The organism is Muricoccus radiodurans, from assembly GCF_050154705.1.
Classification (GTDB): domain Bacteria; phylum Pseudomonadota; class Alphaproteobacteria; order Acetobacterales; family Acetobacteraceae; genus Roseomonas; species Roseomonas radiodurans.
This window is the reverse complement of sequence record NZ_CP189561.1, coordinates 2119144-2144295: the sequence shown is the minus strand read 5'-3', so window position 1 is coordinate 2144295 and position 25152 is coordinate 2119144. Positions and strand designations below refer to the sequence as shown.

The following is a 25152-nucleotide window of genomic DNA, read 5'->3' as shown; positions in this document are numbered from 1 at the left end:
GGCCTCAGCGCGCGTCAGGCTCCGGCCGGCCGCCCCAGCGACTCTGCCAGCGCGCGGAAGTGCCCGGCCGGAACCGCCGCCTCCACGAAGGAGGCATTCCCGTTGATCCGGATCCGCAGCCCGGTGCCCGCCTCCACCGCCCGGCGCACGCCGTCTTCCGGCAGGGCCAGCAACAGGGTCTCCACATACAGGCAACCGCCGGCGCCGCCGCAGTCGGTCCGCCGCTCCAGCACCTGCACCGGGATCACGTCGTCCTGCCGGGTCGCCGCGCGGGCAAAGCCGCCGTATCCCCGGGCATTGGACACGGTGACGAGCAGGCTCGGGCGGGAGGCCCTCGTGGCCTCCACCCGTTCGGCGCCGAGGCTCGAGACGATCATCGGCAAGCTCGTCGGCGATCCGGTCTGGAGGCGTGGGGACACGGTGTGCAGCGTCGCGCCCCGGTCCGGCACCGCCTGGACCTGCACGCGCGCCGGCCGGTCCGCCGCGCCGCCCCGGCCCAGCCCCCGCGCGTCGAGGCTGGTGTCGGCCGGCATGGCGCGGATCGCCTCCCGGTCCGGCGCCGCCTGACACCCCACGAGGAAGAGCAGCAGGGCGGCCCCCAACGGCGAACGGCTCGCCGCCGCGCCGCGGAGAGGGAGAAGGGCATGCATCAGGCCGGTGACTCCTCGATTCCCGCGGGGCGCATGGTGTCCCGCACGGCATGCCCGAGGTAAACGCCGCCCCGGCTTTTCTTTTCGGCGGACCCCCGGCACATCCGGCCGATGCTCCTCCGCGCGATCCTGGCCCTTCTTCTCCTCGCCGCCCCGGCAGCGGCCGCGGAGCTGAAGCTCGCCACCTGGAACATCGCCTGGCTCACCACGCGCCCGCCCGGCGACCCGGACCTGCCGCGCGACCTCCCCACGCGCTCCCCCGACGGCCTCGCCCGGCTGCGGGACTACGCCCGCCGCCTCGCCGCCGATGTCATCGCCTTGCAGGAGGTGGACGGCCCGGAATCCGCCGCCCTGGTGCTGGACCGCGCGGAGTGGCAGCTCTTTTTCCCGGATGAGCGGGACGTGCAGCGCGCCGGCATCGCCGTCCGCCGCGGCCTGGCTGCCCGCCAGAACCCCGACCTCGCGGCCCTCGACCTCCGCGCGGGAGCCCGGCGTTCTCTCCGCCGCGGCGTGGACGTGACGGTGGGGCAGGGGGCCGCGACGCTCCGCATCCTCTCCGTGCACCTGAATGCCGGCTGCCGGGAACCGGATGATCAGGGCCGGGAATGCGAGAGCCTGACGCAGCAGGCCGGCATCCTCGCCGACTGGATCGCCGCGCGCCGCGCGGCCGGAGAGGCCTTCGCCATCGCCGGTGACTTCAACCGCCGCTTCGACCGGGACGGCGCCATCCTCCCGCGACTGGAGGCCGCGGCGCCGCTGACCCGCACCACCGCCGGCCGGTCCAACCCCTGCTGGGGCGGCCGCCCCTTCATCGACCACATCCTCGTCGGTGGCCCGGCCCGCGACTGGGTGGTGGAGAACAGCCTCCGCATCCTGGTCTACACCGAGCGCGGCTCCGAGTGGCGCAACCGCCTCTCCGACCATTGCCCCGTCAGCGTGCAGCTCCGCACGCCATGACGCCTCCGCCGGGCGGGACCTTCCTCCGCATCACCCTGCCCCTCGCGGGACTGAACTTCATCAACCAGGCCAGCCGCGGCATCCTCGCGCTGCTCGCGCCGCTGCTGGCCGTCGAGTTCGGGCTGACGGCCAGCGCCCTCGGCCTGCTCGCCGCGATCCTCTTCGCCGCCTACGCCCTCGCGCAGCTTCCTGTCGGGCTCGCCCTGGACCTCTACGGGGCCCGGCGGGTCCAGCTCGTTCTCGGCAGCGTGGCCGCCACCGGCTTCGCCCTCTCCGCCCTCGCGGAGGAGCCCCTCCTCTTCGCCCTTGGCCGCGTCCTGACGGGACTCGGCGTCTCCGCCGGGCTGATGGCGATGATGAAGGCGAACGTGCAGTGGTTCCCGCCGCAGCGCGTGGCGGGCGCCACCGGCACCGGCCTGTTCATCGCCGGCGCCGGCGGGGCCGTGGCCACCTGGCCCGTGCAGCTCCTGCTGCCACATGTCGGCTGGCGCGGGGCCTTCTGGCTGCTCATGGCCCTGACCCTCGCGATCGTCGCCTGGATCGCGGCCTCCGTGCCGCGCGGCGCGCCCGGCCCCGCCGCCCCGCGCCGCGGACTGCTGGCGGAAGCGGCGGAGTTCGGCCGCATCTTCGCCCATCCCCGCTTCCTGCGGATGGTGCCGATGATCGCGATGCTCTCCGCGCTGTCCTTCACCTACCAGGGCCTCTGGGCCGGCCCCTGGCTGCGCGACGTCGGCGGGCAGGCCGAGGCCGCGCGGGCGACCCTTCTCCTGATCTACGCCTTTGGCCTGATGAGCGGGAACCTTCTCGCCGGCCAGCTCGCCTCCCGCGCCCAGGCGCGGGGCGTCGGGCCGATTCTCGTGCCCGTGCTCGGCACGGCCGGGCTGATGGCCACGCAGATCTGGCTCATCGCCGTGCCGTCGGGGATGCTGGGGCAGGGGATCGCCTGGTTCCTCTTCGCCTTCTTCGCGGCCGGCGGTCCCTCCGGCTACGCCGCGGTGGGGCAGGGCTTCCCGCCCGCCCTCGCCGGCCGCGTCGCGACGGCGGTGAATTTCTCCATGCTGGTGATCGTCTTCCTGCTGCAGAACGGCATCGGCTGGGTGCTGGACCTGTGGCCCCGGGCCGCGCATGGCGGCTGGGACTCCCGCGGCTATGGCTGGGCGCTCGCCGTGACGCTCATCCTCCAGGCCGGCGCCGCGTTGTGGCTTCTGGTCGGCCCGAGGGACCGCCCGGCCTGACCATATGCCAGCCTGACCACCCGAAGGACCGCCGCATGAGCCAACTGAAGTCCCTCCGCCGCTTCGTCGCGGCCTGCCGCGTGACCGAGGGGAAGGGCTTCACGCTCAAGGACCACCGCACCGGCGACGATGGCGGCCTCGGCCTGTCGAAGCACACGGCGGGCGATGCCCTGGCCCAGGGCGTGGAACGCCTGGCCGAGCTGCAGGAGCGGCTCTGGGCGACGGGGCGCTGGTCCATCCTCTGCCTCTTCCAGGCCATGGACGCGGCGGGGAAGGACGGCGTGATCAAGCACGTCTTCTCCGGCGTGAACCCGCAGGGCTGCCGCGTCGAATCCTTCGCCGCCCCCAGCACGCGGGAGCGGGGTCACGACTTCCTCTGGCGCCACAGCCTCGAGCTGCCCTCCCGCGGGCGCATCGGCATCCACAACCGCTCCTGGTACGAGGAGGTGCTGGTGCCCCGCGTGCACCCGGAACTTCTGCACGCCAGCCCGATCCCGCCCTCCCTCGTCACCGATCGCATCTGGGAGGAGCGGCTGGAGGACATCGCGGCCTATGAGCGCTACCTCTCGCGCCAGGGCACGGTGATCCTGAAGTTCTTCCTCCATCTCGGCCAGGACGAGCAGCGCGAGCGCCTGCTCGCCCGCATCGACGAGCCGGAGAAGAACTGGAAGTTCGACCCCGCGGACCTGAAGGAGCGGGGCCACTGGGCCGACTACATGGCCGCCTACACCCATGCGATCCGCGCGACGGCCGCGCCGCACGCGCCCTGGTTCGTCATCCCGGCGGACCGCAAATGGCTCACCCGCCTCCTCGTGGCCGAGGCGATCATCGAGGCGCTGGAAGCCCTCGACCTGAAGGCGCCGGCGGCGACGGAGGCGCAGCGCGACGCGCTCCAGGCCGCCCGCGCCGCGCTGGCCTGACGCGCTGCCCTTCCGGCGGCCGAAACAGGCGCCGCCCGCCCGCGTTGGACCGGGGATGATCTCCCGCCGCGCCGCGCTCGCCCTTCCCGCCCTGCTCGGCGCCTGTTCCCCGCAGGACCTTGCCAACGCCCTCACACCACGCGGAACGACGGCCGTGCAGGAAGGCATCTCCTACGGCCCCGGGGAGCGCGGGCGCTACGACCTCTACACCCCGCAGGGCGCGATGCCCGACACGCCGCTGATCGTCTTCTTCTACGGCGGCGGCTGGCGCTCCGGCGACCGGGGCGAATACGGCTTCGTCGCGCGGCCCCTCGCGGCTCTCGGCGCCCTCGTCGCCGTGCCGGACTACCGCCTCTTCCCGGCGGTCCGCTGGCCCGCCTTCGTGGAGGACGGCGCCGCCGCGCTCCGCGCGGTCGCGGCCGGACCCGGCGCGGGGCGGCCCGTGATCGTCATGGGCCATTCCGCCGGGGCCTTCATCGCCCTCGCCCTGGCGCTGGACCCGCGCTGGCTCGGCCGGCCGGGCCGCGACGCCCTCGCTGGCGGCATCGGCCTCGCTGGCCCCTATGATTTCGGGCCGGAGGACGACCCGGACGGCATCTTCGCCGCCGCGCCCGGGAAGCGTGCCCGCGCCGCTCCGGCCGAGGAGTCGGAGCTGCTCGGTGTCCCCCCGCTGCTCCTGCTGCACGGCACGGACGACACCACCGTCCGCCCGGAGCAGACCCGGCGCCTGGCCACCCGCGCGCGCGCCCAGGGCGTGCCGGTGCAGGAGCGCCTCTATCCCGGCGTCGGGCATATCGGGATCCTGGCCTCGATCAGCGCACCGGCCCGAACCCTCGGTCTCTCGGGTGCACCGGTGCTGGAGGACATCGCCGGCTGGCTGCCCGGCATCCGGCGATCCCCGTCTCGGGCGGCTCCCACAGGCTGACCGGCGGCGTCAGTCCGTCTCGATCCGCACGGATCTCGCGTCGGTCCACCCCACCTCGGGCCGGAGCATCAGGCGCCCCGCTTCTCCCTTGGAAGGCTGGACCATCAGGGCATCCTCCCCGGGATGCTCCGCCATCCAGGCGTGGGCAAGGAGCAGCGGCTCGAACCGGGTCTCGCCGTTGATGGCGTAGACGGTCCCATTCCGGTCGAAGCGAGCGAGCGCCCGCCCTGGCACGTCATAGGCCCCGTCGAGCCGGTCCCAGCCCGGCCGGGCGGCGGCCAAGGGCAGGACGAAACCCTCGAGGACAGCCGCGAAGTTCGGGTAGATGCCGGGCCTCGCCGGGGCCACCTCCTCGGTGTCGTCGATGCCGGCCATGTCCGGCATCAGCGGGTCCGACTGTTCGCCGCCCCGGCGCCTCCGGCCGCGGGCGGCCATGAACTGAAGCAGCCCCGCGATGACGAGAATGCCGACGAGGACGATGCCCCATTCGCTGAAGAAGGCGCCGAGCCGCCCGCCGCCCATGACCGATGATCCGCGGAACGCAGGACGCGGCCCGGGTCAGACCCGGGCCGCGATCCCGCTCAGCCCGTGACCTCCGCCCGCTCCGCCTCGTCGCCCGGGCCTTCCTCGGGCTTGGGCAGGGCCGGCGGGGGCGCCTCGGCGATGTCGAAGGTGAGGGCGCCATCCTTGAAGCCGACCTTCACGGCGCCGCCCTTCACCAGCTTGCCGAAGAGCAATTCCTCGGCCAGCGGCTTCTTCACCAACTCCTGGATGACGCGGGCCAGCGGCCGCGCGCCGTAGAGCGGATCGTAGCCCCGCTCCGCCAGGTACTCCTTGGCCGCCGAGGACAGCTCGATCGTCACGTTCCGGTCCGCGAGCTGGGCCTCCAGCTGCATGATGAACTTCTCGACGACGTTGCCGACGATCTCGGGCGACAGGCCGGCGAAGGGCACCACGGCATCCAGCCGGTTGCGGAACTCCGGCGTGAACATCCGCTTGATCGCCTCCTCGTCCTCGCCCACGCGCGCCACTTGGCCGAAGCCGATGGCCGGCTTCGCCATGTCGGCGGCGCCCGCGTTGGTCGTCATGATGAGGATGACGTTGCGGAAGTCGACGGTCTTGCCGTTGTGGTCCGTCAGCTTCCCGTGGTCCATCACCTGCAACAGGATGTTGTAGAGATCCTGGTGCGCCTTCTCGATCTCATCGAGCAGCAGCACGGCGTGCGGGTGCTGGTCGATGGAATCGGTCAGCAGGCCGCCCTGGTCGAAGCCGACATAGCCCGGCGGCGCGCCGATGAGGCGAGAGATCGAGTGCCGCTCCATGTACTCCGACATGTCGAAGCGGATGAGCTCGATCCCCAGCGTCTTGGCGAGCTGCTTGGCCACCTCGGTCTTGCCGACGCCCGTAGGGCCGGAGAAGAGGTAGTTGCCGATCGGCTTCTCCGCGTCGCGCAGCCCGGCGCGGGACAGCTTGATCGCGGCCGAGAGGGCGTCGATCGCCTTGTCCTGCCCGAAGACCATGGACTTCAGGTCGCGTTCGAGGTTGCGGAGCGTCTCCTTGTCGTCGGTCGAGACCGACTTGGGGGGAATCCGCGCGATCTTAGCGACGATGTCCTCCACGTCCTTCAGCGTGACCATCTTCCGCCGCTTGCCCTCGGGCAGCAGCATCCGGGAGGCCCCGACCTCGTCGATCACGTCGATCGCCTTGTCCGGCAGCTTGCGGTCATGGATGTACTTGGCCGAGAGCTCCACCGCGGCGCGGATCGCCTCCGGCGTGTACTTCACCTTGTGGTGCTTCTCGTAGTTCGTCTTGAGACCCTGAAGGATCTTCACCGCGTCCTCGACCGAGGGCTCGTTCACGTCGATCTTCTGGAAGCGCCGGACCAGCGCCCGATCCTTCTCGAAGTGCTGCCGGTATTCCTTGTAGGTGGTGGAGCCGATGCAGCGCAGCGTGCCCTGGGCCAGGGCGGGCTTCAGCAGGTTGGACGCGTCCATCGCCCCGCCGCTGGTCGCGCCGGCGCCGATCACCGTGTGGATCTCGTCGATGAACAGGATGGAGCCGGGCTGCTGCTCCAGCTCGTTCACCACGGCCTTCAGCCGCTCCTCGAAATCGCCGCGGTAGCGGGTGCCGGCCAGAAGGCTGCCCATGTCCAGCGCGTAGATCGTGGACTTCAGCAGGACCTCGGGCACGTCCTCCTCGATGATCCGCTTCGCCAGGCCCTCGGCGATGGCGGTCTTGCCCACGCCCGGGTCACCGACATAGAGCGGGTTGTTCTTCGTGCGGCGGCAGAGGATCTGGATCGTCCGCTCGATCTCGGAGTCGCGGCCGATCAGCGGGTCGATCTTCCCGGACTGCGCCTTCTTGTTCAGGTTGACGCAGTAGTTCGACAGGGCGTCGCCGCCCCGCTTCTGGCCCTCGCGCCGCTCCTCGCCGCGGCTCTCCTCGCCGCCCTCATTCCCTTCCTTGCCGCCATTGCCCTGGACGGGGCGGGACGTGCTGCGTCCCGGCGCCTTGGCGATGCCGTGGGAGATGAAGTTCACCGCGTCCAGCCGCGTCATGTCCTGCAGCTGCAGGAAGTAGACGGCATGGCTCTCCCGCTCGGAGAAGAGGGCGACGAGCACGTTGGCGCCCGTCACCTCGTCCCGGCCGGAGGACTGGACATGGATGGCCGCGCGCTGGACCACCCGCTGGAAGCCGGCGGTCGGCTTCGGGTCACCCCCTCGGTCGGTCACCAGCCCGGCGAGGTCCTTGTCCAGGAACTCGCCGAGGTCGCGCTTCAGCTTGTCCACGTCCACGCCACAGGCGCGGAGCACGGTCGTCGCGTCCGCATCCTCGGCGAGCGAGAGGAGCAGGTGTTCCAGGGTCGCATACTCGTGCCGGCGCTCGCTCGCGAGGCCCAGCGCACGGTGGAGCGTCTGTTCTAGGTTACGGGACAGCATGTCGATCGACGCTCCCCAATCGGTTCGCGGCCGCCAGGTCCATCCCCCGGCAGGGCGTCCCCCTGGACGCCATGTTTGGGGCGGCCGCGTTCATCGAAACTCAATATGTGGTCCTGAATCCCCAACGCGGAGGGGGTGGACCGGTTACGTCCTGTATCAGCGACTTCCGTCGTGTCCTGGGCGCCTTCCCTAACCACCCTATTCTTTCTCAATGGTGCACTGGAGAGGATGCTGGTTCTGACGGGCCAGGTCCATCACCTGGGTCACCTTCGTCTCCGCCACCTCGTAGGTGAAGACGCCGCAGACCCCCACTCCGCGCCGGTGGACGTGCAGCATGATGCGGGTCGCCTCGTCCCGGTTCTTCTGGAAGAAGCGTTCCAACACGTGCACGACGAACTCCATCGGCGTGTAGTCGTCGTTCAGCATCAGCACCTTGTACATGGTCGGCTTGCGCGTCTTCGGGCGCGCCTTGACGACGACGCCGGTCGCCGGCCCTTCGCCGCCCTTGCCGTCACTGCCCTTGTCGGTGCCGCCCCCGCCGGGCTTCCCCGGCACGGTCGGGCGCTTGTCCTGATCGCTCATCGCCCTGCCATGGTCTCACGGATGGCGGCCCTGCCAAGGGGCCGCGTCATCCGTTCAGCGTGTGGTGAAGGATAACGGGGTGCGCGGCGCTCCGTGAAGGGCTGTCATCCGCGCAGTGCACAAATGGGGCCGACCCACGCGCTCCGCCAGGGTGCCCGCGGCATGGCGCCGCAACCCCGACCGGCGCCGGACGCGGGTCCGCCATGCCGGAATCGGCGCCGAAACGAAGAGGGCCCCGCCGCCCGCCCCGATGGGGACAGGCGGCAGGGCCCTGCCTCAAGCGCCGGTCACGGGCCGGGGAGGCGCGGGGGACCGCCGCTCGGTCCCCCGTGCCCCGCCCGGCCGTGCCGGACGAGCCGGCTCAGGCCGCGAGCGGGCGCGTGGCCTTCTCGACCGCCAGCGTCACGCGCTGCGTGACGGGGCCGGAGACCTGCTCCACGAGGCGGAAGGACGCCTGCTGCAGCTTGGCCGTCTCGGACATCACGCGGTCCATCGTGTTGCGGGCGTAGGTCGCCTGGATCTCGGCGGCCTCCTTCAGGCTCTTCACGCCGGCGAGGGCGCGGGCGCCCTCGAGCGCGCTGTCCGTCAGGCCCTGCATGAAGGCGAAGGTCTGACGGGACAGGTCCTGCGTGCCGACCATCCAGGTCTGCGCGACCTGGGCGAGCACCTCGGCGTTGCCGCGGGAGAACTCGGCGAACTCCTCGGCGGCCTTGTACGCACCCTCGGCGGCCTTCGTGGCCTGCTCCATGCCCTTCTCGAGCGTGGCGCGCGCCTGGGCGGTGCCGGCATCGGCGAAGGCGGTCGCGTTCGCGGTCGCGGTGTTCAGGGTGTCGGTCGCCAGGCGGGCGATCTTGGGCTGGTTCTCGGCCATGTGGGCTCTCCTTGGGTGCCGGAGCGGGAGGCACCGGCTTTTGCTGCGCTGCAACATGGGCCTTCTAGGTGCGCAACCAAGACGTGTCCAGAACTTTTTGGTGCGCTGCACCATTCCCGCTCGGCGCGAAGTCCGCGGCGAAGGTCAGCAACTTCGCTGGCCGGTCCCGTCCAAGAACCTTCTCTCCGATCAGCGTTGCGTCTCGGAGGCCCGCTCATTTTTTCGTGGAAAGGCAAGGCGTTCCGGTGCCTTTTGATGGACAGCCCATCACGCCGCACCGTAAACTGCGTGACGGAATGGGGCTCGGGGGGGCCGTATTCCGCCGCCCGGAGGCCGGGCGTTCCTGCCGCCGCGGCGGCCTGAGGGGAAGCGGATGATGAGTCGAATGCTGCGTCGGGGTCTGGCGGTGTGCTGGACCGCCGCCATGGGGTGTCTCGCGCTCGCAGCCCCGGCCTCGGCCCAGATCGGCTCCGACCGTTACGCCTCCATCGTCATGGAAGGCCGCACCGGCAACGTCCTCTCCGCCGTCAATCCGGATGAGCCCCGCTACCCCGCCTCGCTCACCAAGATGATGACCCTCTACATGCTGTTCGAGGCGATGCGGGAGGGCCAGGTCTCGATGGCCACGCCCATCGTCATGAGCGCGGAGGCCGCCTCCCGCATGCCCTCGAAGCTCGGGATTCCGCCCGGACGCTCCATCGCGGCGGAGGTCGCGATCTACGCCCTCGTCCTGAAGTCCGCGAACGACGTGGCGGTCGCCGTCGGCGAGCACCTCGGCGGCTCGGAGGAGCGCTTCGCCCAGATGATGACCATGCGGGCCCGCCAGCTCGGCATGACCCGCACCACCTTCCGCAACGCCTCCGGCCTGCCCGACCTCGATCAGCAGACCACGGCGCGGGACATGGCCACCCTCGGCCGTCGGCTCTTCCTCGACTTCCCGGAGCACTGGCACTTCTTCGGCAACAGCCACGCCCAGGCCGGCGGCTTCCGCTTCCGCTCTCATAACCGCATGATCGGCGAGTACGAGGGCGTGGACGGCATCAAGACCGGCTACATCGGCGCCTCCGGCTTCAACAACGTGGTTTCCGCCCAACGCCAGGGGCAGCGCGTCTTCGTCTCCGTCTTCGGTGGCATGTCCTGGGTGGAGCGCGACCAGCACGCCGCCATGCTGCTGGATGACGGCTTCTCCCGCCTCGGCGTCGCCCCGTCCGCGCCGCGCCTCCAGGAAGTTCCCGCCGTGGCCGCCCTCCGCGGACCGATCCTCGCCGGCCGTGCCCAGGCCGCCATGCCGCCGCGCATGGCCCGCGGCCGCGATATCGACCCCCGCATGGCCCGTGGCCGCGACTTCGACCCGCGCGAGCGCGAATACGTCGTGCGCGAGGTCGTGCTCCGTCCCTCGGCCCGTCCTGCCCAGGGGCGCCGGTCCGTCCCGGCCCGGGGTCGCATGATCGAGCAGGGCGACGGCGGCCGCGTGCTGCGCCCCACGCCGGGGCTGCGCCGGACGCTGGCGCCCGTGCCGCCGCCGGCCGCCCGCCCGCCGCAGCGCGCGCGCCGCGGCTAGGAAGGGGCGGGGGCTCTGCCCCCGCGCCCCCGCCGGGGAGTTTTAGCTCCCCGGACCCCCGGAGAGGCTGCCGCGCGCGGCGGAAACGGGGGCTACGACATCCCCCCGCGGGCGGCCACGGGCCACAGGCATTCCACCCGGCCGCGTCGCACGCCGACATACCAATCGTAGCGGTCCACCGTCGGGTCGCAGTGGCCGGGCACCAGCCGCAGCTTCTCCCCCAGCCTCGGGCGGGCGCCGCCCTCCACCACGATCGTCCCGTGCTCGTCGGAAGGCCGCTCGTAGCGCAGCCCCGGCCGGTCCCAGACCAGCGGCATCCCACTGTCGGTCGGCATCGCCTTGTGGCCGGCATCCACCACCGCCGCCCCGTCCCGCGGCGCCGACATCACCCCCGCCAGCACGAAGAGCGAGTGCTGGAAGGCCGGTGGCGACCCGTTCCGCGCATAGTCCGCGTCCATGAAGACGTAGGAGCCGGCCTGGATCTCCGTCCACAGCCCGCTTTCCAGCTCCAGCTCATAGGTGCCCGTCCCCGCCCCGCCCACGATGGGGCAGGGCAGCCCGCGCTGGCGCAACTGCTCCAGCGTCCGCCGCACCGCCTCGCCGGCGCCGGCGATGGCCGCCCGCCGCTCCTCCGGCGTCCGCCGGTGCTGGGCGCTGCCGTGATAGGCCTGCAGCCCACCGAAGATCAGGTGCGGGGAGGCCGCGATCCGCTCCGCCAGGGCCACCGCCTCCGGCCCGGGCGGCACGCCGCAGCGGCCGGCACCGACGTCGATCTCCACAAGCACCTCCAGCCGCCGCCCGGCCGCCTCCGCCGCCGCCTCGACCGCCGCGACGCCGCCCGGATCGTCGGCGCAGACCCGCACCGCCGCGATCCCGTTCAGCGCCGCCAGCCGCGCCAGCTTCCGCGGCGCCACCACCTCGTTGGACACGAGGATGTCGGGGATGCCGCCCCAGGCCAGCGCCTCGGCTTCCGCCACCTTCTGCACGCATTGGCCCACCGCGCCGCGTCCCATCTGCAGCCGCGCGATCACCGGCGACTTGTGCGTCTTGGCGTGGGCCCGGAGCTTCGCCGAGGTCGCTGCCAGCCGCGCCGCCATGGTGTCCAGATTCGCCTCGAAGGCGTCGAGATCGAGGAGGAGGGCAGGGGTGTCGACCTCCTCCTCCCGCATCCCGGGTTCGGCGGGCGGGGCTTGCAGCATCGGGCGGACTCCGTGGTGATGCAGGTCACGCTATCGCGCGACGCCTGCGCCAGGCAGGGGACGGCCGCAACCCCGGCGGCCCCGCACGCGCTTTATTGCAGTGCGGGAAAGGGTCCCGCGCGATGGGGGACAGCAGCAGCGTGGTGGCCTGGGCAGCGGACCGAGCGATCGAGGCGGAGGCGGCGCCCCGCCCACGCTGGCGCGACCGCCTCGCCGCCCGCCTGCGGCGCCTCGCCTCGCCGGGCGTGCTGCTCGGGGTCCTCGTCACCCTGGCCGGCGCCGGCCTGACCTGGGGCTACAACGAGAGCCTGCGCGCGGGGCGGGAGCGCTTGCTGCACAGCCAGCAGGTGCTCCTGACGACCCAGCGCATCCAGATCCTGAAGGAGGGCGCTGAGGCCGCCGAGCGCGGCTACCTTCTGACCGGCGAGGACCGCTTCCTGACCCCCTTCCGCCCGGCGCTGGACGAGTTACCGGCCGCCGTCGCCCGGCTGCGAGGCTTTGTCGGGAATGATCGCGCCCAGGCGGCCCGGGTCGCCCGGCTGGAAATCCTGGCCGCCACCCGCATCGCCGAACTGTCCGAGAGCGTGGAACTGCGCCGCCGCGCCGGCCTGCGCGCCGCACGGGAAGCCCTGCTCCGCCCGGGCGCGCGCGACGCGGACGACCAGCTCGTCGCCACGCTGGAGGAGATCAAGGCCGCCGAGCGCGCCTTGCGGGAGACGCGGACGCACGAGGTCCGACTGATGGAGCGCTTCCTGATCGTGGTCGGGCTGCTGACCGGGCTCCTCACCTTCGGAACCCGGGCCGCCTACAAGGCCCTGCGTCGCCGTCGCGAGCGGCACGCGGCGGCCGCCCTCAGCGGCTGAGGCGGAGCGGCTCCCAAGGTATCGTCCCGGCCATCCTGCGCGGCACGATCCATGCCCGCGCCATCACCGCCCCGCGCCGGCCCTGCACGCGCAGCGGCACCAGCCGGTAGCACGGCCCCTCATAGGCGCGTAGGCCGGCCAGCGCCGCGGGCCCTGGCCGGACCAGCGCCCCTTCCACCCGCCCCCCAGCCTGCGGCACGAGGGTGGGGTAGGGCGTGCCGCGGAAGAGTACCCGGCCCTGCCCCTCCAGCACCGCCGGCCGCATCGCCCGCGGCAGGCGCGGATCGCCAGACCGGCACGCCAGCACGCGCGGATCCAGCAGCGTGCCGTAGAGGAAGACCGGCCGGCTCAGTGGCCGGCATTCTCCCCGGAGAAGTCGGGCGCCGCGAGCCCGCTCGCCTCCAACTGGCGGACGAGGCTCGCCTTCAGACGCTCCAGCCCCTCAGCGCTCTTCGCCTCGGCGCGGGCCACCAGCACGGCCTGGGTGTTGGAGGCGCGCAGCAGCCACCACCCGTCCTCGGTCAACACCCGCACCCCGTCCACCGCCTGGACGTTCGCGCCCTCCGCCGAGAGGCGGGCCTTCACCTCGTCCACCACGAGGAACTTCCGCGACTCCTCGCAGTCGAAGCGCAGCTCCGGCGTGTTGATCACCTGCGGCATCGCGGCGCGCGTCGCCGAGAGGGTCTCGGACGACCGCGCGAGGATCCCGAGCAGCCGCACCGCAGAATAGGGCGCGTCGTCGAAGCCGTACCACTTGTCCGCGAAGAAGATGTGACCGGACATCTCGCCGGCCAGCGGCGCGCCCGTCTCCGCCATCTTCGACTTAATGAGGGAGTGGCCGGTCTTCCACATCAGCGGCGCGCCGCCCGCCTTCGCCACCTCGTCGAACAGCACCTGGGACGCCTTCACGTCGGCGATGATCGTCCCGCCGGGCCTGCTCTTCAGAACGTCCCGCGCCAGCACGACCAACAGCTGGTCGCCGAACAGGATGTGACCCTCATTGTCCACCACGCCGATCCGGTCCGCGTCGCCGTCGAAGGCGATGCCGAGATCGGCGCCCTGGCGCGCGACCTCCGCGATGATCTGCTCCAAGTTCTTCGCGACCGTGGGGTCGGGATGGTGGGCCGGGAAGCGCCCATCGATCTCCCCGTTGATGACGGTGTGCGTGCCCGGCAGCCGCGCCGCGAGCATCTTCGTGATCGCCGCGCCCGAGCCGTTGCCGGGGTCCCACACCACCTTCAGCTGGCGGTCGCCGCCGTCGTAGTCCTTCAGCAGCCGCGCCACGTAGTCCTCGGCGATGTCCACCTGCCGGGACGAACCCTGCGCCTCCTCCACCACGTCGCCGGCGGCGGCCTGGCGGCCCAGCTCCTGGATGGCGGCGCCGAAGAAGGGCTTCTTGCCGATCATCGACTTGAAGCCGTTGTAGTCGGGCGGGTTGTGGCTGCCCGTCACCATCACCGCGCCATCGGTGCCGAAGTGGTAGGCGGCGAAGTAGAGCATCGGCGTCGGCGCGCAGCCGATGCGGATCACCTCCAGCCCGCAGGCCACCAGCCCCGCGACCAGCCGCTCCTCCAGCATCGGGGAGGAGAGGCGGCCGTCATAGCCGACCGCCACCTTCGATCCGCCCGCGCGCCGCACGGTGGAGCCGAAGACCCGGCCGATAGCGAAGGCGTCCTCGCCGGACAGGGTCTTCCCGACGATCCCGCGGATGTCGTACTCGCGCAGCGAGGTCGGGTCGAAGCGGTGGCTGAAGGTCACGATGCGGCCTCGGTCGGATGTGGCGTCCCATCCCCGCTCTACCCGAGAACCGGCCCGCCCGGAACGGCCCCCGCGCCCCTTCCCAGCCCGGAGCGGCGCCCCCAGTCTCCCGCTCCCGGGGTGGTGTGCCCCGCCGGAGGGGAACCAGCCCGTGTCGACGATGGAACGCGCCATCCCCCCACCGGCGCCGGAGGACATGCCTTTTACCCAGCCCACCGGCCCCACGGCACCGGACGCGAATCCGTTGCAGGACTGGTATTTCTGCGTGAACGGCGAGGGGCTGCGGCGCGAGTTCCGCTTCATCAGGGCCGCCGTCGCCTCGGCCCGCCGCAACACCACCCTGCGCCCGCACTGCCTCTATGACGGCCCGGCCTGCGCGGAGCTGGACTGGCTCCAGGCGGCGGGGGTGCGGGTCATCCCACACGCGCCGAGCCTGGAGCCCGAGCTGCGAGAGGCCTATGGCGACCAGTACGAGACCTTCCGCGGCCACTGGCTTCGGCTCGACATCCCCATGCTCGAGACCGCGGCGGAGAGCGCTCTCTACACGGACATCGACGTGCTCTTCCTCCGTGATCCCCGCGCCTTCGCCTTCTCTCCGCGCTACGTCGCGGTCTGCGAGGAGGGCCGCATCGGCGAGCGCAACCAGTTCAACAGCGGCGTCATGGTGATGAACCTGCCGGCCCTGCGCGCCGTGCGACCCTGGATGCTGCGCGACATCCGGCACCGCTTGGTGAACGACTTCCGCCCGGCCGGGCACGACCAGAAGTCGCTCAACGAGTTCCTCCTCACCGAAGCCGATTGGATGGACCCCGCCTTCAACTGGAAGCCGCACTGGGGCCCGAATGCCGATGCGGTGATCGTGCATTTCCACGGCCCGAAGCCGGTACATGTCGCGCGAATCCGGGATGGGCAGGCGGACCGGATGAAGCCGGCCTACAAGATCCTGCATGACCGGAGCCCAGAGGGCTACGACGCCTTCATCGCCGTCCACGACACGATGCTCGCCGCCGCCGAGGAGCTGGTGCCCTGGCCCGCCCGGACCTGACCGGCGCCCCGCGAATCCCGAGAATGGGTCCTCGCGCCCTTCGGGCAGGCCGTGCCTTCCGGCCTTCGCTTCCATTCCCGCGAGGCCGTCGCGAGACCCGGACGCAGGGCACCCCGTGTCAGCCGTCCGCGGCAGCCTGAGAAAGGAAGATCAGTGGGGGCCGGGGGAGAGAATTCCTTCTCTCCCCCGGAGCCGCCCGCGCGACGGCTCAGGGCCGCCCGATGGACTGGTACTCGAACCCGGCCTCACGGAAGGACTGGGGGTCCCAGGCGTTGCGCAGGTCGAGCGCCACGCGGCCGCGCATGGCGCTGCGTAGCTTCTCCGGCGAGAGGGCGCGGAACTCGTTCCACTCGGTCAGGAGGACGACGGCATCCGCGCCCTCCACCGCCTCCATCGGCGAGACAGCGAAATGCATCCCGCCCGGCAGGACCTGGCGCGCATGGCCGGGCTGCGGGTCGTAGGCCCGGAGCGTCGCCCCCGCCGCGGCGAGCTTCGGCAGGATCACGAGGGACGGCGCGTCCCGCATGTCATCCGTCTCGGGCTTGAAGGTCAGGCCGAGGACCGCGATCGTCTTGCCGCTCGCATCGCCGCCGAGCGCGGCGATCACCCGATCCGCCATGGCCGCCTTGCGCTCGTCGTTAATGGCGATGGTGGTCTCGACCAGCCGGACCGGGCGCCCGGCATCCTGGGCGGTGCGGGCCAGCGCCAGCGTGTCCTTCGGGAAGCAGGAGCCGCCATAGCCCGGCCCGGGGTGGAGGAACTTCCGCCCGATCCGCCCGTCCAGGCCCATGCCGCGCGCGACGTCGTGCACGTCCGCGCCCACCGCCTCGCAGAGGTCGGCCATCTCGTTGATGAAGGTGATCTTCGTCGCCAGGAAGGCGTTGGCCGCGTACTTGATCAGCTCCGCCGTCTCGAGGCCGGTCTGCAGGATCGGCGTCTCGATGAGGTAGAGCGGCCGGTAGAGGCGGCGCAGCACCTGGAAGGCGCGGTCGGAATCGGCCCCGATCACCACCCGGTCCGGGCGCATGAAGTCCGGGATGGCCGACCCCTCCCGCAGGAACTCGGGGTTGGACGCCACCTCGATCTCGAGATCCGGCCGGACGCGGCGAACGATCTCCTTGATCTTCCGCCCCGTCCCGACCGGGACGGTGGACTTCGTCACCAGCACGATCGACCGCTCGGCCGCCTTCGCCACGCCCTCGGCCGCCGCGAAGACGTAAGTCAGGTCCGCGTGCCCGTCGCCGCGCCGCGTCGGCGTGCCGACGGCCAGGAAGACCGCATCCGCGTTGCGGATCGCCTCGGCGGTGTCGGTGGTGAATCGCAGGCGCCCGTCGCGGGCGTTCTCCTCCACCAGCTTGTCCAGGCCGGGCTCATAGATCGGGATGCGTCCGGCCCGCAGCGCTTCCACCTTCGCGGCGTCCGTGTCCACGACGCAGACATCGACGCCGAATTCCGCGAAGCAGGCGCCGGAGACAAGGCCGACATAGCCGGCCCCGATCATCGCGATCCGCACCGGGCGCTCCTCAGGTGTAGCGGGGCAGGAAGGCCTTCACGGCCTCCGCCAGGTCGGGCCGCGCGAGGGCGAAGGCGATCTGCGCCTCCAGGTAGCCCACCTTGTCGCCGCAGTCGAAGCGCCGGCCCTCGTAGCGCAGCCCGTGGAAGGGCTGGGTCGGGATGAGCTTCGCCATGCCGTCCGTCAGCTGCACCTCGCCGCCGGCACCCTTCTCCATGGCGGCCAGGAAGCCGATCACCTCCGGCATGAGGACGTAGCGGCCGATGATCGTCAGGTTGGACGGCGCCTGGTCCACCGGCGGCTTCTCGACAAGCCCCTTCACGGAGACGAGCTTGCCCTTGTCCTCCTTGATGTCGATCACGCCGTAGCGGTTCACCTTGTCCCGCGGCACCTCCTCGATCGCGACCACGTTGCCCCCGGTCTCCCGGTAGGCATCGGCGAGCTGCTTCGTGCAGGACACCTCGCACTGCATCAGGTCGTCGGGCAGGAGGATCGCGAAGGGATCGTCACCGATGAAGGAGCGGGCGCACCAGATGGCGTGGCCCAGCCCCATCGGGACCTGCTGTCGGACGGTGGTGATGTTGCCCGGCTCCACCGCCTGGGCCCGCAGCGCCGCGAGCTCCTTCTCCTTGTTCCGCTCGGCGAGCGTCCGCTCCAGCTCGTAGGCGACGTCGAAATGCTCGACGATGGCGGTCTTCCCGCGGCCGGTGATGAAGCAGAACTGCTCGATCCCGGCCGCCCGGGCCTCCTCGACCGCGTACTGGATCAAGGGCTTGTCCACGACCGGCAGCATCTCCTTCGCCAGCGCCTTGGTGGCGGGAAGGAAGCGGGTGCCAAGGCCGGCAACCGGCATGACGGCCTTCTTCAGCGGCTTCAACACGTCCGATCGAGTCCCTTTGCAACCGTTAAGGGATTTGCCACGGCGCGCGGCCGTTGGGTAGGCGGGCCGGAGCCCGTGCCCGGCCCGGCCTTGTGCGGCCGAGCCCGGTCGCGGCCGCTGCGCCGGCCTCGAAGTCACCCGGCCTCGAAGTCATCTGGCCGGGCGCCTCCGGTCGGCGCGGCCCGCGGCCCGCGGCGGCAGGCCGGTCACGGAGGTCGGCTCCCACGCCGCGCCCTCCACGGGCTGGCCGGCGATGTGGCGGTGCTCCTGGCGGACGATCATGCCGCTCGTCATCTCCTTCCAGACGGTGATGACGGAATGGTAGATGTTGTCCTCGATCCCGATGCGCTCATGCGACATCCGAAGGGCGCGGACGCGGCGGCCATCGGGCAGGGTGACGGTCTCGATCCCCTCGTTGCGGAGGATTCCGTGCCACTGCCAGCCCGGGGCGGATCGGGTGATGAACTCTTCCGTCGTGCCGACCGGGCCGTGCATCACCCGGTGCATCGCCGGATAGGCGAGACCCGCGCCGGGCCACTCGGCCGCCCAGATGCCGAGGTAGTAGGCCCCCTCCGGCGTGTCGCCCCGCTGCATCCAGCAGAGGTCCGGGATGTCCGGCACGATGCCGAGATAGATGGTCGGCGATCCGCCGGTGTGCTCCACCCGGCCGCTCGCCGGGCAGGCTCGCGGCGCCTCGGCGGCCGCCTCCCGCGACAGGACGGGAGCGCCGACCATCGGCAGGGCCAGGATGGCGAGGGCCACCAGGGAACGAAGCCTGGGCAAGGCGCGTCTTCTCCAGCGGCGCCCGCCCCATCACGGGCGCCGGCGGCGCGAAGTCTCCCCCAGGGGCCGGGCGCCGGCCAGCCCTCGTCAGGGCGGGGACGCCGCGCTCAGCCGAGCAGGAGATCGCGGGCCGCGTTCAGCCGCGCCGCCAGCCAGTCTGACCCGCCGGCATCCGGGTGCGCCGCGCGCATCAGCCGGGCATGGGCGGCGCGGATCGCGGCCTTGTCCGCGCCCTCCGTCAGGCCGAGGATGGCCAGCGCCTCGGCCCGCTCCATCGCTCCGGATGAGGGGGGCGGCGCCGCCCCCGCCGCGCGCCAGCCCGGATGCGCCCGGTCCAGCCAGGCCTCCAGCAGCGGCACGCTGTCCGGATCGTCCCGGCCCGCCTCCTCCAGCAGGGCCCGCGCCTCCTCCAGGCTGAGGGAGGCGAGGTCCCGGCCGGCCTGTCGGCCCTGCCGCACCGCCCCGGACAGCGTCCCCGACGCCGGATCGAGCCGCATGGAGAGCATCGCCGTCTCCACCGTATCGGCGGCGCCACCGGCCGGGGCGCCGAAGGTCGCGGCCGCGCGGCGCCCCTGCCATCGCCGCCACAGCACCGGCCCGAACAACGCCAGGGCCCAGAAGAGCTGCCCGGCCCGTTCGGTGAGGAGCAGCAGGACGACCAGGGCGACACCGAGGAAGGCAAGGGTCCAGGCCGCGACGGCCCGCACCTGCGCCACGCTCGCCGTCGCGAATCCCTGCAGACCCACCAGCGCCAGCAGGAGGAGGGCGGCGCCCGCCGCCAGCCAGATCACCGCCCATCCCTCACGATCGGCGTCTCACCCCGCCGGCCGCGGGAGCTGCGCCAGCAGCGCCGCCGCGCCCGGCAGCTTCGCCAGCGCTTCGCGCCCACCGGCGGCGTAGGCGGCGGCGCCTCGCAGCAGCGCGGCCAGGGCGCCGGGGCTGCGGTGGTCGAAGGGCGCCCAGGCCCCGCCCGACAGCCGCGCGATGCCCTTCAGCACGCCGGTCGCCGCGGGATCATCCCCCTCCTGGAAGACGAAGACCGGCACGCCGCGCGCGCCGAGCCGGCTGGCCGCCGCCCAGATCGGGTCCGGCTCCTCCTCCGCCGCGTCGCCGACGAAGACGGCGGCGTGCAGCCGGGCCGTCGCCGCCTCCGCCTCGGCGTGGCGGAGCAGCCGCAAGATCTGGGTTTGCCCGCCGGCGCAGCCCACGGCCGCCATGCGCGCCGCCAGCTCCCGCGAATCGGAGAGGTAGGGGGTCGCCGCGAACTCCCCGTGGCCGCGGTAATAGGCGAGCGACACGGTCAGCGCCCGCAGCCCCGACGTGGCCGTGAACATCTCCGCCTGCACATGGCAGGCGCGGTCCCAGGTGGGCTGGCGGCTGGCCGTCGCGTCCACGCCAAACAGCAGCCGCGCCGGCTGGGGCACGGTGCGCAGCGCGGGCAGCGCCTCCGCCCGTTTCAGGAAGGCGGCGACGGCGGGATTGGATGCGACCGGAACCGGCGGCTTGGCCATGTGCGCGAAGATGGGACGCGACAGGCGCGACGGAAACCCGCGCACGGGTGAATGGCGCCGACGCCGCCGCTCGCCTAGCGTCCCCGCCGCCTCGAAGGAGCCCCCCATGCGTCTTCGCCCCGTCCTCCTCGCGACCTGCGTCGCCGTTCCCATCGCCGTCGGCGCCGCCGCGCAGCAGGAGGCCGACCGGCGGCTCGACGCCGCCATCGCGCGCTTCCGCGCCGCGCTGGATCCGGGCGACAGCCTCGACATCGGCCAGCGCCGGGTGGACCCGGTGACCGGGGAGGCGACCCTGTCCCGCGTGACGCTGCGCCACGGCAACAGCACCACCACCGTCGAGGAGGTGAACCTGCGGGACATCGGTGAGACGAGGGTCGGCCGGGCCACGCTGCGCGGCCTGCGCGGCTCGGACGGCGCGCCCGCCGCGGCCCCCGCCCCGGCGCCGGCTCCCAGCGCTGCGCCGGGCACGAAGGGCCCCGTCGCGGCGCCCGCCCCGACGCCGGGAAGCGCCGCGCCCGCGGGCGGCACGGCGGTGATGACGATCGGCCGGGTGGACCTGACCGGCCTCAACCTGCCGAACGCGGCCGGGGGACCCCGCGTGGACTGGGCGACCGCCGCCGTGGACTCCATGGTCGTGGAGACGGTCGGCTTCGACATCCCGAATTCCGGCCGCGCCGAGGCCGCGCGCCTCTCCCTGACGGGCTACACGCCCGGCGCGGCGCGAGAGGCGCTGGTCGAGGGGATGAGCTTCGTCGAGGACCCGGCCAAGGGACAGGGCCGCATGCGGCTGGGCCGCGCCCGCCTGACCGGCGCCGTGCTGCCCCAGATCGGCCAGCCCTTCGACCCCTGGTCCTTCGCCGCCGACAGCGCCGTGGTGGAAGGCGCGGCGCTGAACGTGCCGCAGGAGAACGTCGAGATGGAGGTCGGCCGCGTCCAGGTGGATGGCTGGGGCGAGGGGAGGCTGACCTCGGCGCGGCTGGAGGGCTTTCGCATGGCCGGCACCTCCCGCGACACCGGGCCGATCGACATGCGGCTCGGACGCTTCGCCTTCAATGGCATCGCCGCGCGGGACACGGCCCTGGCCATCGTGAACCAGACCAATCCCCCCCAGGCGGCGCCGGGCCAGGCGCAGGGCGCCGAGGCGGAGGGCTTCACCTTCTCCATGCAGGGCCGGCAGGTCGCGGCCATCGGCGCCATCCGCGCGCGCAACGACTGGGACGTGACCACGCCCACCACCCAGATCGGCCGCCTGACCGTGGAGGGCGTGGCGGTGGACCTGCCGCCGGAGGCGGGCGGCGCCTTCCTGCAGGGCATGGGCTACCAGCGCCTCTCCGGCGGGCTGGAGAACGTCACCCGCCTGATGCGCCCCACCGGTCAGGTGGTCGCCGATCCCTTCAACATCCGCGTGGACGGGATGGGCACGCTCGGCTTCACCGTGGACCTGCGGGGCTACCAGATCCCGCAGCCCGGCACGCCCGCGCCCAAGCCGGAGGACTTCATGGCGATGCTCGCGCCGCTGCAGGTCGCGAGCATGACCATCCGCTACACGGATGAGGGACTCATCCCCCGGCTGGTCACCCAGCAGGCGCGCAGCACGCGGATGCAGGAAGCCCAGCTGCGGGAGCAGTTCGCGCAGATGGCGCTCACCGCGCCGGTTCCGGGCAGCACCGGCAAGGACAGCCCGAACATCGCGGCGATCCGCCAGGCGCTGGCGAGCTTCGCCCGCCAGCCCGGCACGATCGAGTTCGCGATTCGCCCGCGCCAGCCGATGCCGCTGCTCGAATTCATGAACCTGAGCAGCATGCAGCCCGCCCAGGTGGCGGAGCGGCTGAACCTCACCGCGACCGCTTCGCCCCGTCGCTGAGATCGGGGCGCCGGGCGGGAGGGATCAGGCGGGCGGCAGCCGCAGGGCGCCGTCCAGCCGGATCACCTCGCCGTTCATCAGCGGGTTGGCCGCGATCCAGGCGACCAGCTCCGCGAACTCTTCCGGCCGCCCTAACCGCTTCGGGAAGAGCGGCTGGGCGCCGAGCGCGTCCTGCACCTCCTGCGGCAGCCCCTCGATCATCGGGGTGTGCATGAGGCCCGGCGCGATCGTGACCACGCGCACGCCGGACCGCGCGAGGTCCCGCGCCGCCGGCAGGGTCAGCCCGACCACGCCGCCCTTGGACGCCGCATAGGCCACCTGCCCGATCTGCCCCTCATAGGCGGCGATGGACGCGGTGTTGACGATCACGCCGCGCTCCCCGTCCGCCAGCGGCTCCTCCTGCGCGATGCGGGCCGCGGCGAGGCGCAGCACGTTGAAGGTGCCGATCAGGTTCACCCCGATCACGCGCGCGAAGAGGGCGAGGTCGTGCGCCCCGTTGCGCCCGATGATCCGGGAGGCCGGCGCGATCCCGGCGCAGGACACGGCCATCCGCACCGGCCCCAGGGCCTTCGCGGCGTCCAGCGCCGCCTCCACCGCCGCGGGATCGGTGACGTCCCCGCTCGCGGCGGCGCCGCCGATCCGGGCCGCGACCGACGCGGCGGCCTCCGCGTTCAGGTCCATCACGACCACCCGCGCCCCGGCCGCCGCCAGCCGCTCCGCCGCCGCGGCGCCGAGGCCCGAGCCGCCGCCGGTGACGAGCGCGGCCGCGCCGCGAAGCTCCACCGCAGCCCCCGGCCGAGGCCGGAGACTGGGTGGCCGCGAGCGCCGAGAGGTTCACGATGCCGCGCGCCGTCGTGCTCGGCACCACCACGTGCACGGGCTTGCGCATTCCCAGCAGCATCGGCCCGAGCTGCAGCCCGTCCGCCGCCGCCTTCACGAGGTTGTACGCGATGTTCGCGGAATCGAGATTCGGGAAGACCAGCAGGTTGGCGGAGGCCGAGAGCTTCGAATCCGGCACGGCCCGGTCCCGAATCGCCGGTTCCAGCGCCGCGTCCGCGTGCATCTCCCCATCCACCTCCAGCCCGGGGTCGCGCTCCCGAATCAGGGAGAGGGCCTGCCGCATCTTCCGCGCGGAGGGCGCCTGGGACGCGCCGAAGGAGGAGTGCGAGAGCAGCGCCACCCGCGGCGTCACGCCGAAGGCCCGCACCTGCTCCGCGGCCAGCAGCGTCATCTCCGCCACCTGCTCGGCATCGGGGTCCAGCAGCAGGTGGGTGTCCACGAAGAAGAGCGTGCCGGGGGGCAGGATGACGCCGGTCATCGCGTAGACGCGCCGGACATCCGGCCGCTTGCCGATCACGTCGTAGACGTGGTGCCAGTGCTCCATCCAGTCGCCGGTGCCGCCGGCGATGGCGGCGTCCACCTGTCCCGCCTCCAGCAGCAGGGCGGCGGCGACGGTGGGGCGGGTGCGCAGGCGCCGCACCGCCGCGTCCGGCGGCACGCCGCGCCGGCCCACGCGGGACTGGTAGAGCGGCAGCAGGGGACCGAAGACGTCGTCATCCGTCTCCGGGTCCATGACCCGCACGCTCTCGCCGAGGTCCATGCGCAGGCCCATGGCCCGCACCTTCGCCTCGATCACGGCGCGGCGGCCGATGATGACGGGCTCCGCGATCCCCTCATCCAGCACGGTCTGCACGGCGCGCAGCGTCCGCTCGTCCTCGCCCTCCGCGTAGGCGATGCGGCGGGACGCGCCGCGAGCGGCGGCGAAGACCGGGCGCATCAGGTCGCCGGAGCGGAAGACGAAGCGCTCCAGCCCGTGGCGATAGGCGGCGAAGTCGGCGATGGGACGGGTGGAGACGCCGGAATCCATGGCGGCCCGCGCGACGGCCGGCGCGATCTCCAGGATCAGGCGGGGGTCGAAGGGCTTGGGGATGATGTAGTCCGGCCCGAAGACCGGCGCCTGTCCGCCATAGGCAGCGGCGACGACCTCACTCGCCTCGGCGCGGGCGAGGCGCGCGATGGCCTCGACCGCCGCGACCTTCATCTCCTCGTTGATCGTGGTCGCGCCGGCATCCAGCGCGCCGCGGAAGATGAAGGGGAAGCAGAGGACGTTGTTCACCTGGTTCGGGTAGTCGGTCCGCCCGGTCGCCACGATCGCGTCCGGCCGCACGGCGCGCACCGCCTCCGGCAGGATCTCCGGCTCCGGGTTGGCCAGCGCCAGGATCAGCGGCTTCTCCGCCATGCCCGGCAGCCACTCCGCCTTCAGCACGCGCGGCGCCGAGAGGCCGAGGAACACGTCCGCACCGGGCAGCGCGTCCGCCAGGGTGCGGGCCTCCGTCGCGCGGGCGTAGCGGGACTTGTAGGGGTCCATCAGGACCGTGCGGCCCTCATAGACCACGCCCTCGATGTCGCAGACCGTGATGTTCTCGCGGCGCGCGCCCATCTCGACGAGCAGGTTGAGGCAGGCGAGGGCCGCGGCACCCGCGCCGGAGGCGACGATCTTCGCCTGGGCGATGTCCTTGCCCTGGAGCAGCAGCCCGTTCCGGACCGCCGCCGCCACGATGATCGCCGTGCCGTGCTGGTCGTCGTGGAAGACCGGGATCCTCATGCGGGCGCGGAGGGCGCGCTCGATCTCGAAGCACTCCGGCGCCTTGATGTCCTCGAGGTTGATGGCGCCGAAGGAGGGCTCCAGCACCGATACCGCATCCACGAAGCGGTCGGGGTCGCGCTCCTCCACCTCGATGTCGATGGAATCGATGGCGGCGAACTTCTTGAAGAGGACCGCCTTGCCCTCCATCACCGGCTTGGACGCGAGCGCGCCGATGGCGCCGAGCCCGAGCACGGCGGTGCCGTTGGTGATGACGGCCACGAGGTTGCCGCGCGCCGTGTACTGGTAGGCGCAGGCCGGGTCCTTCGCGATCTCCTCGCAGGCCGCGGCGACGCCGGGGGAATAGGCCAGGCCGAGGTCGCGCTGGGTCGCCATGCGCTTCGTCGGCTCGATGCTCAGCTTCCCCGGCCTCGGGAGGCGGTGATAATCGAGCGCGGCCTTGCGGAAATCCTCGTCCATCCGGGCATTGTGGCCCCGTGCCGGCGGCGGCG

General features: G+C 72.5%; 22 protein-coding genes and 1 pseudogene. 8 read left to right on the top strand and 15 right to left on the bottom strand.

What is annotated here, in order from left to right:
- Window positions 1–14: 14 nt before the first annotated feature.
- Window positions 15–650, bottom strand: a complete 636-nt coding sequence (locus ACP6CK_RS10590; RefSeq protein WP_426958852.1) for a hypothetical protein — start codon at window positions 648–650, stop codon at window positions 15–17.
- A gap of 111 nt (window positions 651–761) precedes the next feature.
- Between ACP6CK_RS10590 and ACP6CK_RS10585 the strand changes: the two genes are divergently transcribed.
- From ACP6CK_RS10585 to ACP6CK_RS10570, 4 genes are read left to right on the top strand one after another with little or no spacing between them, the layout of a single operon-like run.
- Window positions 762–1607, top strand: coding sequence for an endonuclease/exonuclease/phosphatase family protein (locus ACP6CK_RS10585; protein ID WP_426958851.1), 846 nt, complete (start codon window positions 762–764; stop codon window positions 1605–1607).
- The gene (locus ACP6CK_RS10580) at window positions 1604–2842 is read left to right on the top strand and encodes an MFS transporter (protein ID WP_426958850.1); all 1239 of its coding nucleotides are present in this window, start codon (window positions 1604–1606) and stop codon (window positions 2840–2842) included. Before ACP6CK_RS10585 ends, ACP6CK_RS10580 begins: the two co-directional genes overlap by 4 nt.
- 35 nt (window positions 2843–2877) lie before the next feature.
- Window positions 2878–3762: a polyphosphate kinase 2 family protein gene (locus tag ACP6CK_RS10575; protein WP_426958849.1), complete on the top strand. Its 885-nt coding sequence runs from the start codon at window positions 2878–2880 to the stop codon at window positions 3760–3762.
- Window positions 3763–3817: 55 nt separating this feature from the next.
- Complete coding sequence (locus ACP6CK_RS10570) at window positions 3818–4687, top strand: alpha/beta hydrolase (protein WP_426958848.1); 870 nt, start codon at window positions 3818–3820, stop codon at window positions 4685–4687.
- 9 nt (window positions 4688–4696) lie between these two features.
- On the opposite strand, the gene ACP6CK_RS10565 is transcribed toward ACP6CK_RS10570, so the two are convergent.
- The 4 genes from ACP6CK_RS10565 to ACP6CK_RS10550 all read right to left on the bottom strand — a co-directional run bounded on the left by ACP6CK_RS10565 (window position 4697) and on the right by ACP6CK_RS10550 (window position 9079).
- Window positions 4697–5209 carry a hypothetical protein gene (locus ACP6CK_RS10565; RefSeq protein ID WP_426958847.1) on the bottom strand — a complete coding sequence of 171 codons (513 nt, stop codon included), beginning with the start codon at window positions 5207–5209 and terminating at the stop codon, window positions 4697–4699.
- Window positions 5210–5268: 59 nt separating this feature from the next.
- Window positions 5269–7626, bottom strand: a complete 2358-nt coding sequence (clpA, locus tag ACP6CK_RS10560; RefSeq protein ID WP_426958846.1) for an ATP-dependent Clp protease ATP-binding subunit ClpA — start codon at window positions 7624–7626, stop codon at window positions 5269–5271.
- 198 nt (window positions 7627–7824) lie between these two features.
- Window positions 7825–8208, bottom strand: coding sequence for an ATP-dependent Clp protease adapter ClpS (clpS, locus tag ACP6CK_RS10555; RefSeq protein WP_426958845.1), 384 nt, complete (start codon window positions 8206–8208; stop codon window positions 7825–7827).
- A gap of 361 nt (window positions 8209–8569) precedes the next feature.
- Window positions 8570–9079, bottom strand: a complete 510-nt coding sequence (locus tag ACP6CK_RS10550; RefSeq protein WP_426958844.1) for a phasin family protein — start codon at window positions 9077–9079, stop codon at window positions 8570–8572.
- Window positions 9080–9464: 385 nt separating this feature from the next.
- Here ACP6CK_RS10550 and ACP6CK_RS10545 point away from each other — a divergent pair, with 385 nt between their 5' ends.
- Window positions 9465–10640: a D-alanyl-D-alanine carboxypeptidase family protein gene (locus tag ACP6CK_RS10545; protein ID WP_426958843.1), complete on the top strand. Its 1176-nt coding sequence runs from the start codon at window positions 9465–9467 to the stop codon at window positions 10638–10640.
- A 92-nt stretch (window positions 10641–10732) separates the two neighbouring features.
- Here the strand turns inward: ACP6CK_RS10545 and ACP6CK_RS10540 are convergent, their stop codons facing one another.
- The gene (locus tag ACP6CK_RS10540; RefSeq protein ID WP_426958842.1) at window positions 10733–11839 is read right to left on the bottom strand and encodes a DSD1 family PLP-dependent enzyme; all 1107 of its coding nucleotides are present in this window, start codon (window positions 11837–11839) and stop codon (window positions 10733–10735) included.
- Between the two features lie 122 nt (window positions 11840–11961).
- On the opposite strand from ACP6CK_RS10540, the gene ACP6CK_RS10535 reads away from it, so the two are divergent.
- Window positions 11962–12702, top strand: a complete 741-nt coding sequence (locus tag ACP6CK_RS10535) for a CHASE3 domain-containing protein (protein WP_426958841.1) — start codon at window positions 11962–11964, stop codon at window positions 12700–12702.
- On the opposite strand, the gene ACP6CK_RS10530 is transcribed toward ACP6CK_RS10535, so the two are convergent.
- Together ACP6CK_RS10530 and pgmG are read right to left on the bottom strand one after the other, a co-directional pair.
- Window positions 12692–13054, bottom strand: coding sequence for a gamma-glutamylcyclotransferase family protein (locus tag ACP6CK_RS10530; RefSeq protein WP_426959903.1), 363 nt, complete (start codon window positions 13052–13054; stop codon window positions 12692–12694). The two genes, ACP6CK_RS10535 and ACP6CK_RS10530, sit on opposite strands and share 11 nt — an antisense overlap.
- Window positions 13051–14460 (bottom strand): phosphoglucomutase/phosphomannomutase PgmG, encoded by a 1410-nt coding sequence (gene pgmG, locus ACP6CK_RS10525; protein ID WP_426958840.1) that lies wholly within the window; start codon window positions 14458–14460, stop codon window positions 13051–13053. The genes ACP6CK_RS10530 and pgmG overlap by 4 nt, the downstream gene beginning before the upstream one ends.
- A gap of 151 nt (window positions 14461–14611) precedes the next feature.
- Here pgmG and ACP6CK_RS10520 point away from each other — a divergent pair, with 151 nt between their 5' ends.
- Window positions 14612–15505, top strand: a complete 894-nt coding sequence (locus ACP6CK_RS10520) for a hypothetical protein (protein ID WP_426958839.1) — start codon at window positions 14612–14614, stop codon at window positions 15503–15505.
- A gap of 208 nt (window positions 15506–15713) precedes the next feature.
- Here ACP6CK_RS10520 and ACP6CK_RS10515 read toward each other — a convergent pair whose 3' ends face one another.
- The 5 genes from ACP6CK_RS10515 to ACP6CK_RS10495 form a co-directional block, all read right to left on the bottom strand.
- Complete coding sequence (locus tag ACP6CK_RS10515; protein WP_426958838.1) at window positions 15714–17018, bottom strand: UDP-glucose dehydrogenase family protein; 1305 nt, start codon at window positions 17016–17018, stop codon at window positions 15714–15716.
- A gap of 10 nt (window positions 17019–17028) precedes the next feature.
- The gene (galU, locus tag ACP6CK_RS10510; protein ID WP_426958837.1) at window positions 17029–17898 is read right to left on the bottom strand and encodes a UTP--glucose-1-phosphate uridylyltransferase GalU; all 870 of its coding nucleotides are present in this window, start codon (window positions 17896–17898) and stop codon (window positions 17029–17031) included.
- Between the two features lie 150 nt (window positions 17899–18048).
- The gene (locus ACP6CK_RS10505; protein WP_426958836.1) at window positions 18049–18681 is read right to left on the bottom strand and encodes a hypothetical protein; all 633 of its coding nucleotides are present in this window, start codon (window positions 18679–18681) and stop codon (window positions 18049–18051) included.
- A gap of 107 nt (window positions 18682–18788) precedes the next feature.
- The gene (locus ACP6CK_RS10500; RefSeq protein WP_426958835.1) at window positions 18789–19472 is read right to left on the bottom strand and encodes a hypothetical protein; all 684 of its coding nucleotides are present in this window, start codon (window positions 19470–19472) and stop codon (window positions 18789–18791) included.
- Window positions 19473–19496: 24 nt separating this feature from the next.
- Complete coding sequence (locus tag ACP6CK_RS10495) at window positions 19497–20300, bottom strand: VWA domain-containing protein (RefSeq protein ID WP_426958834.1); 804 nt, start codon at window positions 20298–20300, stop codon at window positions 19497–19499.
- Between ACP6CK_RS10495 and ACP6CK_RS10490 the strand changes: the two genes are divergently transcribed.
- On the top strand, window positions 20299–22056 hold the full coding sequence (locus ACP6CK_RS10490) for a hypothetical protein (protein ID WP_426958833.1): 1758 nt from the start codon (window positions 20299–20301) through the stop codon (window positions 22054–22056). The two genes, ACP6CK_RS10495 and ACP6CK_RS10490, sit on opposite strands and share 2 nt — an antisense overlap.
- Before the next feature lie 24 nt (window positions 22057–22080).
- Here the strand turns inward: ACP6CK_RS10490 and ACP6CK_RS10485 are convergent, their stop codons facing one another.
- Complete coding sequence (locus ACP6CK_RS10485) at window positions 22081–22839, bottom strand: SDR family NAD(P)-dependent oxidoreductase (protein WP_426958832.1); 759 nt, start codon at window positions 22837–22839, stop codon at window positions 22081–22083.
- Between the two features lie 19 nt (window positions 22840–22858).
- Window positions 22859–25120: pseudogene (locus ACP6CK_RS10480) on the bottom strand (NADP-dependent malic enzyme); the annotation flags it as partial.
- Between the last annotated feature and the right edge of the window lie 32 nt (window positions 25121–25152).

What these genes read in the sequence shown, in the direction of transcription:
- ACP6CK_RS10590 (WP_426958852.1), bottom strand. Translation starts at nt 650, where the DNA reads ATGCATGCCCTTCTCCCTCTCCGCGGCGCGGCGGCGAGCCGTTCGCCG.
- ACP6CK_RS10585 (WP_426958851.1), top strand. Translation starts at nt 762, where the DNA reads ATGCTCCTCCGCGCGATCCTGGCCCTTCTTCTCCTCGCCGCCCCGGCA.
- ACP6CK_RS10580 (WP_426958850.1), top strand. Translation starts at nt 1,604, where the DNA reads ATGACGCCTCCGCCGGGCGGGACCTTCCTCCGCATCACCCTGCCCCTC.
- ACP6CK_RS10575 (WP_426958849.1), top strand. Translation starts at nt 2,878, where the DNA reads ATGAGCCAACTGAAGTCCCTCCGCCGCTTCGTCGCGGCCTGCCGCGTG.
- ACP6CK_RS10570 (WP_426958848.1), top strand. Translation starts at nt 3,818, where the DNA reads ATGATCTCCCGCCGCGCCGCGCTCGCCCTTCCCGCCCTGCTCGGCGCC.
- ACP6CK_RS10565 (WP_426958847.1), bottom strand. Translation starts at nt 5,209, where the DNA reads ATGGGCGGCGGGCGGCTCGGCGCCTTCTTCAGCGAATGGGGCATCGTC.
- clpA (WP_426958846.1), bottom strand. Translation starts at nt 7,626, where the DNA reads ATGCTGTCCCGTAACCTAGAACAGACGCTCCACCGTGCGCTGGGCCTC.
- clpS (WP_426958845.1), bottom strand. Translation starts at nt 8,208, where the DNA reads ATGAGCGATCAGGACAAGCGCCCGACCGTGCCGGGGAAGCCCGGCGGG.
- ACP6CK_RS10550 (WP_426958844.1), bottom strand. Translation starts at nt 9,079, where the DNA reads ATGGCCGAGAACCAGCCCAAGATCGCCCGCCTGGCGACCGACACCCTG.
- ACP6CK_RS10545 (WP_426958843.1), top strand. Translation starts at nt 9,465, where the DNA reads ATGCTGCGTCGGGGTCTGGCGGTGTGCTGGACCGCCGCCATGGGGTGT.
- ACP6CK_RS10540 (WP_426958842.1), bottom strand. Translation starts at nt 11,839, where the DNA reads ATGCTGCAAGCCCCGCCCGCCGAACCCGGGATGCGGGAGGAGGAGGTC.
- ACP6CK_RS10535 (WP_426958841.1), top strand. Translation starts at nt 11,962, where the DNA reads ATGGGGGACAGCAGCAGCGTGGTGGCCTGGGCAGCGGACCGAGCGATC.
- ACP6CK_RS10490 (WP_426958833.1), top strand. Translation starts at nt 20,299, where the DNA reads ATGCGTCTTCGCCCCGTCCTCCTCGCGACCTGCGTCGCCGTTCCCATC.
- ACP6CK_RS10495 (WP_426958834.1), bottom strand. Translation starts at nt 20,300, where the DNA reads ATGGGGGGCTCCTTCGAGGCGGCGGGGACGCTAGGCGAGCGGCGGCGT.